Origin of the sequence: Cellulomonas sp. URHD0024, assembly GCF_000426185.1 — a bacterium.
GTDB lineage: Bacteria > Actinomycetota > Actinomycetes > Actinomycetales > Cellulomonadaceae > Cellulomonas.
Window position 1 is genome coordinate 682,244 of the sequence record NZ_AUEW01000001.1, and the last position, 19,768, is coordinate 702,011.

General features: G+C 70.7%; 16 protein-coding genes. 6 read left to right on the plus strand and 10 right to left on the minus strand.

The window, feature by feature from the left end:
* Nucleotides 1-159: 159 nt before the first annotated feature.
* The 5 genes from I847_RS0103255 (at nt 160) to I847_RS0103275 (ending at nt 6,156) form a co-directional block, all read left to right on the plus strand.
* On the plus strand, nt 160-744 hold the full coding sequence (locus tag I847_RS0103255) for a DUF3000 domain-containing protein (RefSeq protein WP_028048537.1): 585 nt from the start codon (nt 160-162) through the stop codon (nt 742-744).
* A 37-nt stretch (nt 745-781) separates the two neighbouring features.
* Nucleotides 782-1,324 carry a LuxR C-terminal-related transcriptional regulator gene (locus tag I847_RS27655; RefSeq protein WP_255346360.1) on the plus strand — a complete coding sequence of 181 codons (543 nt, stop codon included), beginning with the start codon at nt 782-784 and terminating at the stop codon, nt 1,322-1,324.
* A gap of 71 nt (nt 1,325-1,395) precedes the next feature.
* Complete coding sequence (locus I847_RS0103265; RefSeq protein ID WP_081680382.1) at nt 1,396-2,679, plus strand: HRDC domain-containing protein; 1,284 nt, start codon at nt 1,396-1,398, stop codon at nt 2,677-2,679.
* 124 nt (nt 2,680-2,803) lie between these two features.
* Nucleotides 2,804-4,045, plus strand: a complete 1,242-nt coding sequence (locus I847_RS0103270) for a thiolase family protein (RefSeq protein WP_028048540.1) — start codon at nt 2,804-2,806, stop codon at nt 4,043-4,045.
* Entirely contained in the window at nt 4,042-6,156 is a 2,115-nt protein-coding gene (locus I847_RS0103275; protein WP_028048541.1) for a 3-hydroxyacyl-CoA dehydrogenase NAD-binding domain-containing protein, read from the plus strand. The genes I847_RS0103270 and I847_RS0103275 overlap by 4 nt, the downstream gene beginning before the upstream one ends.
* 43 nt (nt 6,157-6,199) lie before the next feature.
* On the opposite strand, the gene I847_RS0103280 is transcribed toward I847_RS0103275, so the two are convergent.
* The 4 genes from I847_RS0103280 to I847_RS0103295 form a co-directional block, all read right to left on the minus strand.
* Nucleotides 6,200-8,119: a glycoside hydrolase family 127 protein gene (locus I847_RS0103280; protein WP_028048542.1), complete on the minus strand. Its 1,920-nt coding sequence runs from the start codon at nt 8,117-8,119 to the stop codon at nt 6,200-6,202.
* On the minus strand, nt 8,116-8,997 hold the full coding sequence (locus I847_RS0103285) for a carbohydrate ABC transporter permease (protein WP_028048543.1): 882 nt from the start codon (nt 8,995-8,997) through the stop codon (nt 8,116-8,118). The genes I847_RS0103280 and I847_RS0103285 overlap by 4 nt, the downstream gene beginning before the upstream one ends.
* Nucleotides 8,998-9,004: 7 nt before the next feature.
* Nucleotides 9,005-9,913, minus strand: coding sequence for a carbohydrate ABC transporter permease (locus I847_RS21705; RefSeq protein ID WP_034608788.1), 909 nt, complete (start codon nt 9,911-9,913; stop codon nt 9,005-9,007).
* Nucleotides 9,914-9,999: 86 nt separating this feature from the next.
* Entirely contained in the window at nt 10,000-11,316 is a 1,317-nt protein-coding gene (locus I847_RS0103295; protein ID WP_028048544.1) for a sugar ABC transporter substrate-binding protein, read from the minus strand.
* A 262-nt stretch (nt 11,317-11,578) separates the two neighbouring features.
* Here I847_RS0103295 and I847_RS0103300 point away from each other — a divergent pair, with 262 nt between their 5' ends.
* Complete coding sequence (locus I847_RS0103300) at nt 11,579-12,601, plus strand: LacI family DNA-binding transcriptional regulator (protein WP_028048545.1); 1,023 nt, start codon at nt 11,579-11,581, stop codon at nt 12,599-12,601.
* On the opposite strand, the gene yjfF is transcribed toward I847_RS0103300, so the two are convergent.
* The 6 genes from yjfF to I847_RS0103330 all read right to left on the minus strand — a co-directional run bounded on the left by yjfF (nt 12,598) and on the right by I847_RS0103330 (nt 19,764).
* Entirely contained in the window at nt 12,598-13,617 is a 1,020-nt protein-coding gene (yjfF, locus tag I847_RS0103305; RefSeq protein WP_028048546.1) for a galactofuranose ABC transporter, permease protein YjfF, read from the minus strand. The two genes, I847_RS0103300 and yjfF, sit on opposite strands and share 4 nt — an antisense overlap.
* Nucleotides 13,617-14,651: an ABC transporter permease gene (locus tag I847_RS0103310; protein WP_034608790.1), complete on the minus strand. Its 1,035-nt coding sequence runs from the start codon at nt 14,649-14,651 to the stop codon at nt 13,617-13,619. Before I847_RS0103310 ends, yjfF begins: the two co-directional genes overlap by 1 nt.
* Nucleotides 14,648-16,213: a sugar ABC transporter ATP-binding protein gene (locus I847_RS0103315; protein WP_034609131.1), complete on the minus strand. Its 1,566-nt coding sequence runs from the start codon at nt 16,211-16,213 to the stop codon at nt 14,648-14,650. Before I847_RS0103315 ends, I847_RS0103310 begins: the two co-directional genes overlap by 4 nt.
* 97 nt (nt 16,214-16,310) lie before the next feature.
* A complete protein-coding gene (locus I847_RS0103320; protein WP_028048549.1) occupies nt 16,311-17,333 on the minus strand; it encodes an ABC transporter substrate-binding protein in 1,023 nt (340 codons plus the stop codon).
* Between the two features lie 209 nt (nt 17,334-17,542).
* Nucleotides 17,543-19,045, minus strand: a complete 1,503-nt coding sequence (gene araA, locus I847_RS0103325; protein WP_028048550.1) for an L-arabinose isomerase — start codon at nt 19,043-19,045, stop codon at nt 17,543-17,545.
* On the minus strand, nt 19,042-19,764 hold the full coding sequence (locus I847_RS0103330) for an L-ribulose-5-phosphate 4-epimerase (protein WP_028048551.1): 723 nt from the start codon (nt 19,762-19,764) through the stop codon (nt 19,042-19,044). Before I847_RS0103330 ends, araA begins: the two co-directional genes overlap by 4 nt.
* Between the last annotated feature and the right edge of the window lie 4 nt (nt 19,765-19,768).

A 19,768-nucleotide genomic window follows, 5' to 3' on the forward strand; every position in this document is an offset into this window, starting at 1 on the left:
GCTCCTTCGAGGTGCCGTCCCCTGCGACCGGGTTGCGGGCGGGCGCGGGGGGCGACGGGTCCGGGTGGTGGGTGCGCGCGCAAGCCTAGTGCGCACCGCCGGGCGACGGAGCGGCGTGCCGGACCGCAAGACGACACCGTCGTGCGTACGCTCCACACCGTGACACCCGCTGGTCCGGAGGACGTGCCCGTCGAGTTCGTCAGTGCGCTGCGCTCGCTGCGTCAGGTGACCGTCCGCCCCGAGGTGATCCTCGACGAGGTCCCCGGGCCGGCGCGCATCGCGCCGTTCTCCGCCGCGCTCACCGCAGAGATCCGGACCGCGCGCCGGTCCGTCGCGGCCGCCGAGCTCGCGTCCGGTCGGTTCGTCGTCCTCTTCGACCCGGCCGGCCAGGAGGCGTGGGAGGGCCACTTCCGGCTCGTCACCCTGGTCCGGGCGACCCTCGAGGCCGAGGTCGGCGCCGACCCGCTGCTCGCCGAGGTCGCCTGGAGCTGGTTCACCGACTCGCTCCGGGAGTCCGGGCTCGACCCGCACGCCGCTGGTGGGACCGTGACGCGGGTGCTGTCGCAGAGCTTCGGTGCGCTCGACCGTCGCGCCGAGCAGACCGAGCTGGAGATCCGCGCGTCGTGGACCGCGACCGACGAGAATCTCGCCCCTCACCTGACCGCGTGGGCGACCCTGCTCTGCACTGCTGCCGGTCTGGAGCCGCTGCCCGAGGGTGTCGTCGCGCTGGGACCGCGCCGCTAGCCTCAAGTCGACCGCTCGGGCTGCCGATGACTGGCACGTGAGCATCGAGCCGCTGCGACGAGACCTGGCCCAGGCGCGTGGGCCCGAGCTTCGACGTACCCTGCCGAGCTCGCGTCCGCGGACCGCTGCCGCCGCACCGACCGCGGCGGGTGCGACAGCCCAGCAGATGTGCGTCGTGGTGACGGAGGTCGCCGACGGCGACGGTGGCGCGCTGGTGCGCAACCTGCGTCGCCGTGGAGCGCCGAGGGTCGTCGTCCTGACCCGGCGAGCCGCCCGACCCGAGCTCAGCATCCTGCTCGCCGGCGGCCTGCGCGGCGCCGTCGCCAGCACCACCTCCCCCACGCTGGCCCGGGCCGCGGCACCGACCGTCGCCCCGCCGCCCCTGCCCGAGCTGACGGCGCGAGAGGTCAGCGTCCTCAAGCTGGTCGCGGACGGACGGACCAACCGGCTCATCGGCGAGGAGCTCGGACTCTCGGCGCTCACCGTGAAGAGCCACCTGGCGCGCATCTCTCGCAAGCTGGGGACCGGCGACCGGGCCGAGCTCGTGGCCATCTCGATCCGCGGCGGCGTGCTGTCCTGACCGTCGCCTGACCGGTTCGCTTCCGCGCGGCCTGCGCAGATGCATCGGTCTCGTCGCTTACGGTTGCTGTCATGCGACCTGAGGTGACCCCCGAGCTGCCGGCCGGGGGGTCCGAGCCGCTCGGTGTCGTGCCCGATGACGCCGCAACGAGCGGCCCCGAGATCGTCATGCTCTCCGAGCCGGCCGAGGGGATCCCGCCCGTCGTCGAGACGCCCGAAGCCCTGGCCGCCGTCGTCGCCGCGTTCGGTGCCGGTACCGGCCCGGTGGCCGTGGACGCCGAGCGCGCGTCCGGCTACCGCTACGGCCAGCGCACCTACCTCGTCCAGATCCGGCGCGAGGGGGCCGGGACCGCACTGATCGACCCGATCGCGGTCCCCGACCTCTCCTCGCTCTCCCAGGCGCTCGTGGGCGTCGAGTGGGTGCTGCACGCGGCGTCCCAGGACCTGCCCGGCCTGGTCGAGCAGGGGATGGTGCCCAGCCGGGTGTTCGACACCGAGCTCGGCGCGCGACTGCTCGGGATGGAGCGGGTCGGGCTCGCCGCGGTCGTCGCAGATGCGCTCGGACTCGGGCTCGCCAAGGAGCACTCCGCGGTCGACTGGTCCACCCGCCCACTGCCCACCGAGTGGCTGCGGTACGCGGCGCTCGACGTCGAGGTCCTGATCGAGCTGCGCGAGATCCTGGCCGAGAGGCTGGCCGTGGCCGGGAAGGCGGAGTGGGCCGCCCAGGAGTTCGAGGCGGTGCGCACCGCGCCGCCGCCTCCCCCGCGGGTCGAGCCGTGGCGTCGGGTCTCTGGCCTGCACGCGATCCGCGACGCGCGGCGGTTGGCCGTCGTGCGCGAGCTGTGGCTGACCCGCGACCAGAACGCTCGTGAGCGCGACATCTCCCCCGGCCGCGTCCTGCCCGACCATGCGATCGTCGCGGCCGCACAGGCACTGCCGGTGTCCGTCGCGCAGCTGACCGCCCTCCCGGCCTTCGCCGGGAAGGGCACACGTCGACGCGCCACCCTCTGGCAGCAGGCGATCGACCGCGCCCTCGCCGAGCCTGACAGTCACCTGCCCTCGGTGCGCGGACCCAAGAGCGATGCCCCACCGCCGCCCCGCGCATGGGCGGAGAAGGATCCGGGTGCTGCGGCTCGTCTGGGTGCGGCTCGTGAGGCCGTGGCCACCTTGTCCGCGCAGTGGTCGGTGCCCGCGGAGAACCTCTTGCAGCCGGACCTGCTCCGGCGGCTGTGCTGGACCCCGCCCGCCACCCTGGACGTCGACGGGATCGCCACGTTCCTGCGTGCCGGTGGCGCCCGCCCGTGGCAGGTCGCGCTCGTCGGACCCCGGTTGGCGGAGGCGTTCGCGACCCTCTGAGGCGCGCTGTTACTGTTCGGTAACTTACGGCTCGCGCCGCTCGGGGCACCCGGGTAGCGTCGAACCGTCGCGGGCTCGCAGTCGCGTGCCCGCCGGACACCGTCGTCCCGCCTTGGAGGCCTGGATGCCCACCCCCGCTCCGCGTGTCCGTCGCGTCGTGTTCGTCGACGGGGTACGCACCCCGTTCGGTCGGGCACGCAAGGACGGCCTGTACGCGAACACCCGCGCCGACGACCTGTCGGTCAAGACCATCCGCGAGCTGCTGCGCCGGCACCCGTCGCTCCCGCCGGAGCGGGTGGACGAGGTCGCCATCGCGGCCACCACGCAGCAGGGCGACCAGGGGTTGACCCTGGGTCGCACGGTCGGTGTGCTGGCCGGCCTGCCACGATCGGTCCCCGGCTACGCCATCGACCGCATGTGCGCGGGCGCGATGACCGCGGTGACCAGCACGGCAGCCGCGATCGGTGTGGGCGCCCAGGACGTCGCGCTCGCCGGTGGCGTCGAGCACATGGGCCACCACCCGATGGGCTTCGACGCCGACCCGAACCCCAGGTTCCTGTCCGAGCGGCTCGTCGAGAACGACGCGCTCAACATGGGCGTGACGGCCGAGAACCTGCACGACACCTTCCCCGCACTGACGCGCGAGCGTGCAGACGCGTTCGGCGCCGCCAGCCAGGCCAAGTACGCGGCGGCGCTGGCCGCCGGGAAGATCGACCCCGACCTCGTCCCCGTGGCCCTGCGCGACCCGGAGAACGGCTGGGGTCTGGCGACCGCCGACGAACCGCCGCGTCCCGGCACCACCGTCGAGGCGATCCGGGCGCTGCCCACCCCGTTCCGGCCCGGTGGCCGCGTCACCGCCGGGACGGCCGCTCCGCTGACCGACGGCGCCGCGTCCTGCCTGCTCGCCGCCGAGGACACCGCATCCGAGCTCGGCCTGCCGGCCCGGATGCGGATGGTCTCGTTCGCGTACGCGGGTGTGGAGCCGTCGATCATGGGCATCGGTCCGGTGCCGGCCACCACCAAGGCCCTGCAGCGTGCCGGGCTGACGATCGACGACATCGGCCTGTTCGAGATCAACGAGGCGTTCGCGGTGCAGGTGCTGTCGTTCCTCGACGCGTTCGGCATCGCCGACGACGACCCGCGGGTGAACCAGTACGGCGGCGCGATCGCGGTCGGTCACCCGCTGGCGTCGTCGGGCGTCCGCCTCATGCTCCAGCTGGCCCGGCAGTTCGCCGACCACCCCGAGGTCCGGTACGGCCTCACGACGATGTGCGTCGGCCTCGGCCAGGGTGGAACCGTCGTCTGGGAGAACCCGAACCACACCGACTACGAGTCCTCCGACGCTTCTGAGGGGAGCGCCCTGTGAGCACGCCCACCGCCGAGCGACGTGCCGAGCGCGTCACCCACGCCCACGCCCGGGACATCCGCCTGCCCGGCGGCGGGGGCACCCTCGCCCTGGTCACCCTGGACAACGGCCTCGACCACACCAAGCCGACGACCCTCGGACCGCTGGGCATCGCCGAGCTCACGGCAACCCTCACGGGCCTCCAGGCCCGCGCCGCCGCCGGCGAGATCGTCGCGGTCGCAGTGACGGGCAAGCCGTACTTCTTCGTCGCCGGCGCCGACCTCACGCAGGTCGGGAGCATCACGGACCGCCCGACCGCGCTGGCGTTCGCCCGTGCCGGGCACGCCGCCTACGAGCTGCTGCACAGCATGGGCGTCCCCACGTTCGCGTTCGTGAACGGCGTCGCTCTCGGCGGCGGGCTCGAGCTCGCCCTCAACTGCGACTACCGCACCGCAGCGTCCGACGTGCGCGCGCTCGCGCTGCCCGAAGCGGGCCTCGGGCTCGTACCCGGCTGGGGCGGCGCCTACCTCGTGCCGCGCCTGGTGGGCATCGAGAAGGCGCTCGACGTCGTGCTGACGCGGCCTGCCACGAACAAGCCGTACGCGGCAGACGAGGCGGCGTCGATCGGTCTGGTGGACGTCGTCCTCGACCCGGCCGACTTCCTCGAGGAGTCCATCCGGTGGGCGGCCCGCGTGGTGTCCGGGGAGATTGCCGTCGAGCGACGTCCCCTCGACCCGGCGCCCCTGTGGGACGGCGCCGTCGCCGTCGCGCGTCAACGGCTCGACGCCGTCGTCGCGGGTTCGCGCCCTGCACCCGGCCGCGCCCTGGATCTCGTCGCGGAGGCTCGCGACGCTTCTCGCACGGACGCGTTCGCGGCGGAGGACGAGGCACTCGCCGACCTGATCATGAGCGACGAGATGCGCGCCAGCGTGTACGCGTTCGGGCTGGTGTCCGCGGGAAAGCGGCCCGCCGGCGCACCCGACCGCTCGCTCGCACAGCCCGTGACGCGCGTGGGCATCGTCGGTGCCGGACTCATGGCCGCGCAGATCGCGACCCTGTTCGCGCAGCGGCTCGGCGTCCCGGTCGTCATGCGCGACCTCGACCAGGAGCGTGTCGACAAGGGCCTTGCTGCCGTCAAGGCGACGGTGGACCGGCTCACCTCGACCGGTCGGATGGGGCAGGCGGCGGGCGCCCGGCTGCTGGGTTCGATCCACGGCACCACCGATCTCGCGGAGTTCGCGTCGTGCGATCTCGTCATCGAGGCGGTCACCGAGATCCTCGACCTGAAGAAGCGGGTGTTCGCCGAGCTGGAGACCGTCATCGCCCCCACGGCGATCCTGGCGACGAACACCAGCGCACTGTCCGTCAGCGCGATGGCCGCGGACCTGCAGCACCCCGAGCGCGTCGTCGGGCTGCACTTCTTCAACCCCGTCGCAGCGATGCCGCTGGTGGAGGTCGTGCAGGCCGAGCACACGTCGCTCGAGGCGCTCGCCACCGGGTTCGCCGTCGCCGCCAAGCTGCGCAAGACGGCCGTTCTGGTGGTGGACCGGCCCGGCTTCGTCGTCAACCGCCTGCTCGTCCTGCTCCTCGGGGTCATCGTCGACGCGGTCGAGCACGGAACCCCGGTCGAGGTGGCGGACCGTGCGCTGCGGCCCCTCGGGCTGCCCATGCCGCCGTTCGAGCTGTTCGACCTCGTCGGGCCCGCCGTCGGGCTGCACGTGCTGACGTCGCTGCGCGAGGACCTGGGTGACCGGTTCCCGCGCTCCCCCGGCCTCGAGAAGCTCGTCGCGGACGGTACGCGCATCGTCCTGCCGGCACCGGCCAAGGGGCTGCCCAAGCCGGTCGACCCGGCGATCCAGGCGGCGTTCACGGAACAGGCGGTCGGGACACCGCTCGACGAGGCCGGGGTACGCAGCAGCGTGCTGACCGCACTGACCGTCGAGGTCGGTCACATGCTCGCCGAGGGCGTCGTCTCCGCGCCCCAGCAGATCGACCTCTGCATGATCCTGGGCGCCGGCTGGGGCTTCCACCTGGGCGGTCTCACGCCGTACCTGGACCGCACCGGCTACTCGGAGCGCGTGCTGGGCCGACGCCTGCTGCCGGACGGCGTCGCCAACGTTCCGACCGTGTGAGACGACGGGCGGCGGTCGGCACCCGGCCGCCGCCCGTCCTGTCTCAGACCAGCGGTATCCAGACCCGCATGGTCGACGGTCCCCGGTTCGCCCAGTCGTGGTACTCGACGAGCGGCACCTCCGCGGTCGCGCCCGAGGTGGCCGCCTCGTGCAGAGCGTAGGGCCACGGCTCGTCCGTCGACCGTTCGAGCCCGAGCGTGGCCACGACCCGCCCGTCGACCACGTGCAGCGGGACCGCCGCGTCCAGCCGCACGTCGGCGACGTCGGCGGAGACGCCCGACTCGCCGAGGTCGACGGACTCCACGGCCAGGACGAGCGGGCCGCTCTCGACCGCGACGCACCCTCGCACCGCGTCGATGCGTGGGTCGGCTACGGACAGCCGCGGCCCGACCGGGAGCATCAGCTCCACGACGTCGCCGGCCGCGAAGGTCCGACGCACCGACACCGACCCCACGGGCACCGGCCGTACGCCGTCAGGAGTGCGCAGCGTGGCGCCGGCCGCCCAGGACGGTACTCGCATCCGCAGGGTCCATGGCTCGTCGTCGGAGTCGACCACCGTCACCCGGACCACCCCGTCGTGCGGGTACCCCGTCTCGACGTCGACAGCGATCGGGCGACCGTTCGGTAGGACCGTGCGGATGCGCGCGGGCGCGTACTGGTGGAGCTGCAGGCCGTCGTCGTCCGTCGTCGCGACGTACGACGCCAGGCTGGCGAGCGTGCGTGCGACGTTGGGCGGGCAGCACGACACCGCGAACCACGGCGCGCGCATGGACGACGACGCCCGCGGGACGGCGACGTCGGTGGCAGGAACGGTTCCCGGGCGCCGCTGGTGCAACGTGTTGGTGTAGTAGAAGGACGTGCCGTCGTGCGAGGGTGACGTCGCCACCACGTTGTACAGCGTCCGCTCGATCAGGTCGGCGTACCGGGAGAGCCCCTGGGCGAGCAGCAGCCGCCACGAGAACATGATCGACCCGACGCCCGCGCAGGTCTCGGAGTAGGCGCGGTCCGGGGGCAGCACGAAGTCCTCTCCGAACGACTCGTCCAGGTGGTGCGACCCCTGCCCGCCCGTGATGTACGTACGGCGCGCGACCGTGTTCTCCCACTGCGTGGTCAGCGCGGTGAGGAGCTCGGAGTCGTCGGTCTCGACGGCGACGTCGACGGCGCCCGCAGCGAGGTAGTTGGCGCGGACGGCGTGACCGCGCAGCACCGTTGCCTCACGGACCGGGACGTCGTCCTGGTAGTAGCCGCGACCGTACTCGATGTCGCCCAGCGTGCCCGTGCCGCGCCGCGCGACGAACAGTGCCGCCTGCTCGACGTACCGCGACTCCCCCGTCGCCCGGCCCAGCTCGGCGAGCGCCGGCTCGATCTCCGCGTGCCCGCAGACCGCGACCCGCCCGTCGGGACCGAAGACGGCCACCACGTGGTCGGCCGCACGACGCGCGACGTCGACCAGGCCGTCGTCGGCCGACGGGCGGGTCCGTAGCCGGGCCACGGCAGCCTGGAAGAGGTGCCCGTAGCAGTACAGCTCGTGACCCCACTCGAGATCGCTGTACCGATCGCCCTGCCCCGGACGTCCGAAGGCCGTGTTGAGGTACCCGTCAGGTTCCTGGGCGAGCGACACCCTGTGCACCAGGGCCGTGTACCGCCGGTCGAGGTCGGCGTCGTTGCTCCGGCCGATCTCCCAGGCCATCGCCTCGAGGAGCTTGTACACCTCGGAGTCCGAGAACTCGCGTCCGGTTCGTGCGCCGAGCGTGCCGGCCGCTGCGGCGTCGAAGTTCCCGATCCAGCCTTCCCGCTCCAACCAGTGCTCGATGTGCGCGAGGGTCCTGGTCGCGTTGACCGCTTGCCGCTCCGCCCAGAAGCCTCCCGTGATCTCGATCTCGCCGAGCCCCAGCGGGCGCAGGGCGCCGCGGGAGGGGGCGACCGGCGTGGCGGCGGTCGTCGTCGTGGTGGTCATGGTCATCCCTTGAGCGCACCCGACATGAAGCCGCGTACGTAGTGTCGTTGGAGCATGAGGAAGAGCACGATGCAGGGCACCGCCAGCACGACCACCCCGGCCTCGGTCGCGCCGTAGTCGATGACGCCCTGGACCTGGACCCGCAGGTTCGAGACGGCGAGCGGCAGCGTCATCTTGTTCGTGTCGTTGATGAGGATCAGCGGGGCGAAGAAGTCGTTCCAGGCCGCGAGGAACGCGAACAGCCCGACGGTGATCAGGCCGGGCCGCACGGCCGGGAGCAGCACCCGCCACAGGGCCGAGAACGACGAGCAGCCGTCGACCAGGGCCGCCTCGTCGAGCTCGCGCGGGACGGACTCGAACGAGATCCGCATCATGAACGTCGAGAACGGCAGCTGGAACATGGTGAGCACCAGCGCGACCCCGACGAGCGAGTTCGAGAGACCCACCTTGTTGAGCAGCACGTAGAGAGGGATCAGGAGCGACGCGTACGGGACCATCAGGATCGCCAGCGTGAGCATGAAGAGCAGGTTCCGGCCGGGGAACTTGAACCGTGCGAAGGCGTACCCGCCGAGCGTCGAGATGACGAGCGTGAGCACCACGCACAGCCCGGACATGAACACGGAGTTCGCCAGGTACTGCCAGATGCCGGCCTGGTAGTGCGCGAGCGTGACGTAGTTCCCGAAGCCCCAGCCGTCGACCTGTCCGGTCCCTGGGTGAGGCGACACCGAGGCGACGGACGTCCACACCAACGGGTACAGGAAGATGATCGCGAGGGCGCCGGAGAACACCCAGAACGGCGTGCGCATCGCGACGCCGCCGATCCGGGTGGTCGGCGCGGCCGGGCGGGCCGGAGCCACCGTCGGGCGCTCGGTCGTCGAGGTCATGGTCGCCTCAGTTCTCGCCCGAGCCGCGGAAGGCCCGCAGCTGGACGACGTTGATGATCACGAGGGCGGCCAGCACGATGACCGAGATCGCCGCGGCGACGCCCAGGTCGTTCTGGCCCTGGAACGCGACCGAGTAGATGAGCTGGACGACCGTGATGGTGCTGTTGTCGGGTCCGCCCTTGGTCAGGATGTAGAACTGCTCGAACGCCAGCAGCGAACCGGTCACGCACAAGATCGTCGTGAGCGCGATCGTCGGCTTGAGCAGCGGGATCGTGATGTCCCGGAAGGTCCGCCAGACACCGGCGCCGTCCATCCGGGCCGCCTCGTACAGCTCCCCCGGGATGGCCTGCAGCCCGACGAGCATGAGCAGCATGTAGAACCCGGCGAACCGCCAGACGACGAGGAACAGCGTCGAGGCCAGCGCGGCGTTCGGTGAGCCGAGGAACGACCAGCCGAAGTGGTTCATGATCGGCGCGAACGGGCCGGCGAGCGGCGAGTAGAGGACGTAGAACAGCAACGACGCCGAGGCGAGACCGAGGGCGCTGGGGACGAGGAACGCGGTGCGCAGGAACCCCTTCCAGCGCGACGACTCCTGCACCAGGAGCGCGAGGCCGAGCCCGATCGAGATCAGCAGGATGGTGGCGAGCACCGTGTACTTCAGCGTGAACCGGATGGACGCCCAGAAGAAGCGGTTGTCCACGGCGTTCGTGAAGTTGTCCGGGAAGTTGATGCCCTGGTCCCCGGCGAGGAGCGGCCACTGCGACGCGCTCATGCGGAAGACGAGGATCAAGGGGATGACGAACAGGACGATCACGAACAGGGCAGTGGGCGCCGCGTAGGCCCAGCCCCGGAGGCCGGCGCGGTTGGCCCGGCGGTTCGTCGTGGCTGCGGTGAGCCGGGCGGTCTGGATCGACATGGTGCACCTCTCGTCGGTCGGTCGGACCCGCTCCGCCCGTGGGTGCCGTGTGCCTTCGGCACCCACCGGCGGAGCAGCGGCAAGGACTACTGGCCGAGCACCGAGGTGATCGCGTCGTTGTCCGGGTCGACCGAGCTGCCGTCACCGAGGACGGCGTTGCGCACGAGCGTCAGCCAGGGGCTGTCCGGGGCGTTGAACGCCTGCTGGAAGTTCAGCGACACCGGGGTGTCGCCCTGGCCGGCCACGGTGTTGATCGTCACCAGTCGGGGGTCCTTCTTGGCGTAGGCGTTGTCCGCCAGGTCGCTGCGCGAGACGACGTCGTTGTCCTTGGCGAGCACCTCGACCTGGGCGTCCTCCGACATCATCCAGGACAGGAAGTTCCACGCCTGCGACGCCTTGGTCGAGTCCTTGGAGACGCCGATCCCGTCGCCTCCGACGAACGTCGACGCGCCGCCCTTGGGTCCGGGGATCCCCGCGACGCCGACGTCGAAGCCGGTGGTCGACGAGAGCAGCGTGGCCGGGTAGAGCATCTCGCCGACCTTGCCCGAGGTGAACCCGGCGGTCCAGGTGGGGCCAGCCTCGTCCTTGGACGACGGGAGCACGGCGCCCGCATCCCACATGTCCTTCCAGGCGGAGTAGACGCTCTTCGCGGTGTCGCTGTTGAGCAGCGACTCGGTGCCCTCGGGGTTCATCACCTCGTCACCGTCGGCCCAGACCGAGGGGAACCAGGTGAAGACGAGGCAGCCGCCGCAGTTCAGGCCCGTGGCCGTGCCGTAGGTGTCCGGCTTGTTGAGCGCCTGGATCGCCTTGGCGTTGGCGACGTACTCGGTGAGGTTGGCCGGACCCTTCTCGGGGTCGAGGCCGGCTTCCTTGTACAGGTCCTTGTTCCAGAAGAGCATCGACAGGTCGAGAACGAACGGCAGGACGTGCTCCTTGCCGTCCTGGGTGCCCGCGGCGAGGTGGCCCTTGTTGATGGCGTCCTTGTAGCTCAGCGCGTCGATCTGGGCGGTGAGGTCCTGGAACAGGCCCTGCTTGACCCAGTTGGGCACGTAGACGATGTCGGCGGCGAACAGGTCGGGCAGGTCCCCGGACCCGGCGGCTGCGCCGACCTTCGCCACGTAGTCGTCGTTCGGTACCACCGTGAGCTCGACCTGGTTCTTGTGCGACGAGTTGTACGCAGCCACCAGGAGCTTGGCCTGCTTCTCCAGCGGCGCGCGCGTCCACAGGGTGAGCTTGCTGCCGTCGTCCGTCCCGTCGGTGCCGGCCGTCACGGCGGCGCTCGCGCCGCCCGAGCTCGTGTCGTCCTTCGCACTCGTGCAGGCCGCCAGACCGACCAGCAGGCCGGCCGTGACCAACCCGGCGAGCAGGCCTCGACCCGTCGTCCGGGTTCGGGTGATCCTCATGCTGTCTCCTCGTGCTCTTCGTCGAGCGGGTGCCGTCTGCGGCGGCACTCCGGGGTTCATGGGCGAAAACGCCCTATCGGTGATGGTGCGTACTTGAAGCGCGATGGCCTCGAGTACCTGGGAGGACGCATTTCCGAAACTCACCGAAAAGGTTTTCTGAAGATAGATCGGCCAGGGGTAGCGCGTCAACCATCTGGTGCGGTTACAGTTCGATCACGACGCGACGAGGCAACCCTCGTCGGCGACAGGTGGAGGGGGTCCCGTGGCACGCACACCGCCCGCACGAGCGGTCACGCTCTCCGACGTCGCCCGGCTGGCGGGCGTCTCCCTGGCGACCGCCTCGAAGGCGCTCAACGGCCGTGACCAGGTCAAGGACTCGACGCGGCAGCGCGTGGTGGACGCCGCCGAGCAGCTGTCGTTCAGCCCGAACCCGATCGCCCGGAGCCTGCTGGCGGGCCGTACCGGGACCGTCGGCCTGCTGACCAGCGACCTCGAAGGTCGCTTCGTCATCCCCATCCTGATGGGCGCCGAGGACGCGTTCGGCGCCGGGCAGGTCAACGTGTTCCTCTGCGACGCGCGCGGCGACACGATCCGCGAGCAGTACCACCTGAAAGCCTTGCTGACCCGTCGGGTCGACGGTCTGATCGTCGTCGGCAGGCAGACCGATCCCCGGCCCTCCCTCGGCCACGACATCCCGGTGCCGGTCGTCTACGCCTACGCACCGTCGGACGACCCGTCGGACCTGTCGATCACGCCGGACAACGTGCACGCAGGGCGGATGGCCGTCGAGCACCTGGTGTCGTGCGGGCGCACCAGGATCGCGCACATCACGGGCGAGCACGCGTACGCCGCCGCGCGCGACCGCGCGCAGGGCGTGCTGGCCGCCCTGGAGGACGCCGACCTGGAGCTCGTCGGTGACGTGATGTACAGCGAGTGGTCCGAGCGCTGGGGTCGCGACGCGGCCGCCATGCTGCTCGCCCAGCACCCCGAGGTCGACGCCGTGCTCTGCGGCTCCGACCAGATCGCGCGCGGCGTCCTGGACACCGCGCGCGACCTGCACCGGACCGTCCCCGACGACCTGGCCGTCATGGGCTTCGACAACTGGGAGGTGCTGACCACCAACGCGCGGCCGGAGCTCACCAGCATCGACGCCAACCTCAAGCACCTCGGACGCACGGCAGCCCAGCGCGTGTTCGCCGCGCTGGACGCCGTCGAGCTCGGCTCCGGGACCGAGTACGTCGAGGGTCGGCTCGTCATCCGAGGGTCCACGGTCCCCCGCCGCTAACGCCTCCGGATCGCCAGGAGCCGCTGCAGGACGACGAACACCAGCAGCAGTGCGCCGATGAAGATCTTGGTCCACCAGGAGCTGAGGGTGCCCTGGAACGTGATGATCGTCTGGATCAGCCCGAGCACCACGACGCCGAGCACGGACCCCAGCACGAAGCCGCTGCCGCCGGTCAGCAGCGTTCCGCCGATGACCACGGCGGCGATGGCGTCCAGCTCCATGCCCACGCCCGTCAGCGAGTAGCCGGACCGCGAGAACACGGCGAAGAGGAGACCACCGATGCCCGCGCACGTCCCGCTGATGACGTAGACGAGGACCTTCGTGCGTGCGACCGGCAGCCCCATGAGACGGGCCGACTGCTCGCTGCCGCCGATCGCGTAGACCGTGCGACCGAACCGTGTGTAGTGCAGCGTGACGAACGCGATCACCACGACGGCGAGCGAGATGACGCCGCTCGGAGTGAGGACGAACGTCCCGTAGACCGGCCATCGCGTGGTCGAGAGGGAGACGATCACCGGGTCCGCGATGGGGATCGACTCCGGCGCGACGATGTAGCACAGGCCCCGGGCGAGGAACATCGCCGCCAGCGTCGCGATGAACGGTTGTATCTCGAAGACGTGGACCATCAGGCCGACGGCCAACCCGATGAGCGTGCCCACCAGGACCGCCACGGGGATCGTGAAGGCAGCGCTCCACCCGTGCGTGAACATCCACGCCGAGACGCAGGTGGACAGGGCGAGCACCGCGCCGACCGACAGGTCGATGCCGCCCGTGAGGATCACGAACGTCATGCCCACGGCGAGCACGACGAGGAACCCGTTGTTGATGAGCACGTTGGCCATGACGCGGCCCGTGAGGAAGTTCTCGTAGAGGTGCCCGCCGATGGCGAGCATCGCGATGAGCACGATGACGGTGCCGAGCACGGGGATGTAGCGGTCGTCGATCCGGAACCTGCGGCGGGTGGCCGTCGTCGAGGAGTCGGAGACTGTCCGCGAGGTGAGCTGGTCGGTCGCCATCAGGCCGAGACCTCCACGGACGCAGGGACGGGGGCGACGGCTGGTCGACGTCGACCCCACGAGCTGTTCCGCACCTTGGGCGACTGCAGCAGGCAGACGACGATCACGACGAGCGCCTTGAACAGCGACACGGCGTTGGCCGGGATGCCGAGGATCGTGATGGCGAGGGTGAGCGTCGTGATCACGAGGGCGCCGACGAGCGTGCCTGCGAGGGAGAACTTGCCACCCGCGAGCGACGTACCTCCGATCACCACCGCGAGGATGGCGTCGAGCTCGATGAACAGGCCGGCGTTGTTCGCGTCGGCCGCCATCGTGTCCGCACTCTTGATGAAGCCCGCGATGCACGCGAAGAGTGCGCACAGGATGTAGACGGTCCAGATGATCGTCCGCGCCCGCACGCCGGCGAGCCGGCTGGCCGACGGGTTGATGCCGACCGCCTCGATGAGCACCCCGAGGGCGGTGCGCCGCGTCACCAGGGCGGTGACCAGGAAGAAGAATCCCGCGATCAGCGCCGCGTTGGGCAACCCGAGGGTGTACCCCGATGCGAGGGACTTGTAGGGCGCGCTGGTGACCGTCGTGATCTGGCCGCCGGTGATGAGCATCGCGATGCCACGGCCGGCGGTCATGAGGACCAGGGTCGCGATGATCGGTTGGATGCCCACCACGGCGATGAGGAAGCCGTTCCAGACCCCGATGACCAGGCAGATCAGCAGCGCGGTACCCATCGCTGCGGCCACCGTGGCGACCGAGCCGGGGTCCGGGGACGAGGCGATCTGGGTCAGCGCGACGGCTCCAGCGATCGCCATGACGGCGCCGACCGAGAGGTCGATGCCGCGGGTCGCGATCACCAGGGTCATGCCGAGCGCGACGAGCAGGAGCACGCTGGTGCGACGGATGACGTCGATCGGTCCGCCGAAGAGGTGACCGTCACGCACCTCGATGTCGAGGAACGTGTGCGACTTGAGCACGCTGGCCAGCAGCAGGGCGAGGAGCGCGACGACAGGCCAGAACAGACGGTGGCGGGTGATGCTCATGCCTCGGAACCTCCACTCGCGATCAGGTGGACGACGTCGTCGGTGGTCACGTCGTCGTCGTTGACGATCTCGGCCACCTTGCGGCGGTCGCGCAGGACGGCTATCCGGTGGGACAACCGCAGTACCTCCTCCAGCTCGGCCGAGATGAACACGACGGCCATGCCCTCGGAGGCGAGCTCCGCGACGAGACGCTGGATCTCGGCCTTCGCGCCCACGTCGATGCCGCGGGTGGGCTCGTCGAGGATCAGCAGCCTGGGCTGGGTGGCCAGCCACCGCGCGAGCAGGACCTTCTGCTGGTTGCCCCCGGAGAGGTTGCCCGCGAGGGCGTCGGGGTTCGCCGGACGGATGCCCAGCGCCTTGATGTACCCGTCCACGACCTCGTCGGTCTTGCGCCGCGACACGCGCCGGAGCCAGCCACGCTCGGCTTGCAGGCCGAGCGTGATGTTCTCGCGGACGGTCAGGTCACCGACGATGCCCTCGGTCTTGCGGCTCTCCGAGGAGTAGACGATCCCGCGCGCCAGCGCGGACCGGGGGGTGCGGAGCCTGGTCGGCTCCCCCTGCACGCGGATCTCTCCCCGGTCGGCCCGGTCGGCGCCGTACAGCAGGCGTGCGAGCTCGGTGCGCCCCGAGCCCAGCAGACCGGCGAGGCCGACGACCTCGCCCGAGTACACGTCCAGGTCGAACGGCTCGATCGACCCCTTGCGGCCCAGCCCGATCGCCTGCACCAAGGGCGCGGTGTCGGACCGTTCGGCGACGGAGCGCTTGGGCGCCTCCTCCAGCTGCTCGAGGACGGCGAGCTCCCGGCCGATCATCTTCTGCACCAGCTCGACGCGGGGCAGCTCGGACGGACGGTACTCGCCGACCAGAGAGCCGTTGCGCAGGACCGTCAGCCGGTCGCTGATCGCGTAGACCTGGTCGAGGAAGTGCGAGACGAACAGGATCGCGACGCCGCGGTCGCGCAGCGCGCGGACCACGTCGAAGAGCCGCGCCACCTCGTCGGCGTCCAGGCTGGACGTCGGTTCGTCGAGGACCAGCACCCGGGCGTCCACGACCATCGCCCGCGAGATCGCCACCAGCTGCTGCACGGCGAGCGAGTGCGAGGCCAGCGGCGACCTCGGGTCGATGTCGAGGTTGAGGGTCCGCAGGTGCTCGCGGGCCTCTCGGCGCGTCGTCGGCCAGTCGATCATCCCCGCTCGGCGCACCTCGTGGCCGAGCATGATGTTCTCGGCCACGGACAGGTTGTCGCAGAGGTTGACCTCTTGGTAGACCGTGCTGATCCCGACCTCCTGCGCCTGGGCGGGCCCGGAGAACGACCGCTCCTCACCGTCCACGACGATGCGGCCGGCGTCGATCGCGTACACGCCGGTCAGGGCCTTGATGAGGGTCGACTTCCCGGCTCCGTTCTCGCCCATGAGCGAGTGCACCTCGCCCGGGAAGAGACGGAAGTCGACGCCGTCGAGCGCCTTGACGCCCGGAAAGCTGAGGGTGATCCCCGTCATCACGACGATCGGAGGGACGAGCTGTTCGTCGGCGGCACCCGACGACATATCGGTGGTGGTCATCATCGACCTTTCGTCCGAGCCGACCTCGTTCGGTGGCCGGTAGGAGGAACCGCTCCCCGGGGCAGTCTGCCCCGGGGAGCGGCAGGACGCTCGTCGGTCAGTACTGCCGGTCGGGCAGCGCGGCCGTGGCCTGCTCCTGGTTGAACGCGTCGTCCTGCGTGACGATCCGCGGCTCCACGGTGCCACCGTCGTTCAGGGTCTTGATGATCTTGGCAAGGTCCGGGCCGAGCAGCGGGTTGCACTCGACGATGTAGTTGATCTTGCCCTGGGACAGGGCGGTCATGCCGTCCTTGACGCCGTCGATGGAGACGATCTTGATGTCCTTGCCGGGCACCTTGCCGGCGGCCTCGATGGCCTCGATGGCGCCGAGCCCCATGTCGTCGTTGTGCGCGTACACCACGTCGATGTCCGGGTAGGCCTGGAGGAAGCCCTCCATGACCGTCTTGCCCTCGGCGCGGGTGAAGTTGCCCGTCTCGGACGCGATCACCTTGACGTTCGGGTTGCCCTTGATCGCATCGGCGAAGCCGGACTTGCGGTCGTTCGCCGGCGCCGAGCCGGTCGTGCCCTCGAGCTCGACGACGTTGATCGGCTCGGTGCCGAAGGTGTCGGAGACGTACTCGCCGATCCGCTGACCCTCCTTGACGAAGTCCGACCCGATGAAGGTCTTGTAGAGCGACGTGTCCTTGGAGTCGACCGCACGGTCGGTCAGGATCACGGGGATGCCGGCCGTCTTGGCCTCCTCGAGCACGCCGTCCCAGCCGGACTCGACCACCGGCGAGAACGCGATGTAGTCGACACCCTGCGCGATGTAGGACCGGATCGCCTGGATCTGGTTCTCCTGCTTCTGCTGTGCGTCGGAGAACTTCAGGTCGAACCCGTTGTCGGCCGTCAGCGTGTCCTGGATGGACTTGGTGTTCGCGGCACGCCAGCCGCTCTCCGAGCCGACCTGGCTGAAGCCGACGACGATCGCGTCGCCACCGCCGCCCCCGGCCGCGGCGGTGGTGTCACCGCTCGCGCCGTCACCACTGTCGTCGCTGCTGCCTGCGCATGCCGCGAGACCGAGTGCAAGCGAAGCGACTCCGGCGATGACCGCACTGGTCCTGAACTTCTTGCTGAGCATCTGATTCTCCTCCTTGAGAATGGCTGGCACGCGGCTCCGGCCCACGCCGGCCGGTCCGCGCCGCAGACCCCAGGCACGGGATCCGCGAGCGCCGCTGCGTCCGGCGAGGGCCGGTCGGCAACGTGTTCGACTCCTGAATGTTAGCGCTCACATTGAGCCGGGCGCCTCCCTCTCTGGTTGCGTTCTGATCACGTTTTTCACGGCCGGTGTCACAGTCCTTGGGCAACCCGGTAGAACACCTGGTTCCACCGGACCTGGTCCTTGAACCCCCGACGGCTCGTGCTCTCGTCGATGACCAGCAGCTCGGTGCCGGCGATCTCGGCGAAGTCCTCGAAGACCTCGACGCCGACGGCGGTCGTCAGGACCGTGTGGTGCGCTCCCCCCGCCGTCAGCCAGGCCTCGGCCGACGTCCGGAAGTCGGGACGGGGCTCCCAGACGGCGCGGGCGACGGGCAGGTGGGGCAGGGGCGCCGACGGGGCGACGACGTCCACGACGTTGGCCGTGAGGCGGAACCGGTCGCGCAGGTCCGCCAGCGAGACGACGACGCCCACGCCGGGATCGGCGTCGAAGACGAGCCGCACGGGATCGTCCTTGCCGCCGATGCCCAGCGGATGGATCTCGAGGCTCGGCCGGCTCGTCGTGAGCGTCGGGCAGATCTCCAGCATGTGCGCGCCCAGGATCAGCTCGGACCCCGGCGTCAGGTCGTAGGTGTAGTCCTCCATCAGCGACGCACCGCCGGGGAGGCCGGCGCCCATCACCTTGGCGGCGCGCACGAGGATCGCGGTCTTCCAGTCGCCTTCGGCACCGAACCCGTAGCCGTCCGCCATGAGTCGCTGCACGGCGAGCCCGGGCAGCTGACGCAGGGCGCCGAGGTCCTCGAAGTTCGTCGTGAAAGCCATGGAGCCGAGCGAGCCGAGCAGGGTACGCAGCGCGACCTCCTGGCGGGCGGCGTATCGCAGCGCCTCGTGCCGGTCTCCCCCGTGCCGCAGCTCCGGGACGACGTCGTAGACGTCCTCGTACTCCGCGACGAGCTTGTCGACGTCGGGTTCGGGTGCGTCGTCGACGGCCGCGACGAGGTCGTTCACGCCCCACGTGTTCACCGACACCCCGAACCGCAGCTCCGCCTCGGTCTTGTCGCCCTCGGTCACCGCGACGTTGCGCATGTTGTCGCCGAACCGGGCCAGACGCAGGTCGTGCGTCGCCGCCCAGCCTGCGCACGCCCGTACCCAGGTGGCGATCGAGGACGTGACGGTCGGGTTGCTCACGTGGCCGGCGACGGTCTTGCGTGCGATGCCGAGCCGCGTCGCGAGGTAGCCGAACTCCCGGTCGCCGTGGGCCGCCTGGTTGAGGTTCATGAAGTCGAAGTCGATGGTCGCCCACGGCAGCTCGACGTTCGCCTGCGTGTGCAGGTGCAGCAGCGGCGTGCGTAGCACGTCGAGCCCGGCGATCCACATCTTGGCGGGCGAGAACGTGTGCATCCACGCGACGACACCGATCACGGCATCGTCCGCGTTGGCCTCGAGCGCGACCCGACGGATGGCGTCGGAGGTGGTCAGCACGGGCTTCCAGACGAGTGTCGCCGGCAGCTCGCCACCGAGCGCGCGAGCGATCTCCTGAGACTGCTCCGCGACCTGCTGCAGGGTCTGCTCGCCGTAGAGTCCCTGGCTCCCGGTGAGGAACCAGATCTCGCGGTCGGCGTACGGCTTCGTCATGAACGATCCTCCGTTGGTGCTTGTCCGTACACGTGCTGGTAGCGGGCGTACAGCGAGTCGATGTCTGCGGGGGCGATCGGGGCGGTCGGGCCGAGCTGGCGCGCGACGTGAACGGTTCGCGCCACCTCTTCGACCATCACGGCGGCCTTGACGGCGGCGCGGGCGTCCCGACCGATCGTGAACGGTCCGTGGTTGCGCATGAGGACCGCCGGGCTGCGCGATCCGCGCAGGGTCTCGACGATCCCGCGCCCGATCGAGTCGTCGCCGATCAGGGCGAACGGACCCACCGGGACGTCGCCGCCGAACTCGTCGGCCATCATCGTGAGAACGCACGGGATCGGTTCCGCGCGTGCCGCCCAGGCCGTGGCGTAGGTCGAGTGGGTGTGCACGACACCACCGACCGTCGGCATGTGCCGGTACACGTAGGCATGCGCCGCAGTGTCCGACGAGGGCGCGCGGTCGCCGTCCACGAGAGCGCCGTCGAGGTCGCAGACGACCATCGACTCGGGGGTCAGCTCGTCGTACGTGACCCCCGAGGGCTTGATGACGAACAGGTCGTCGACGCCGGGCCCGGACGCCGGGTCGACCAGCACGCGCTGCGACACGTTGCCGGCCGTCCACACGACCAGACCCCAGCGCGGGAGCTCGGCGTGCAGCTGCGCGACCGCCTCTCGCGTGCGGGCGACCTGCTCGAGCACCTGGCGTGGGTATGTCGTCATGCCG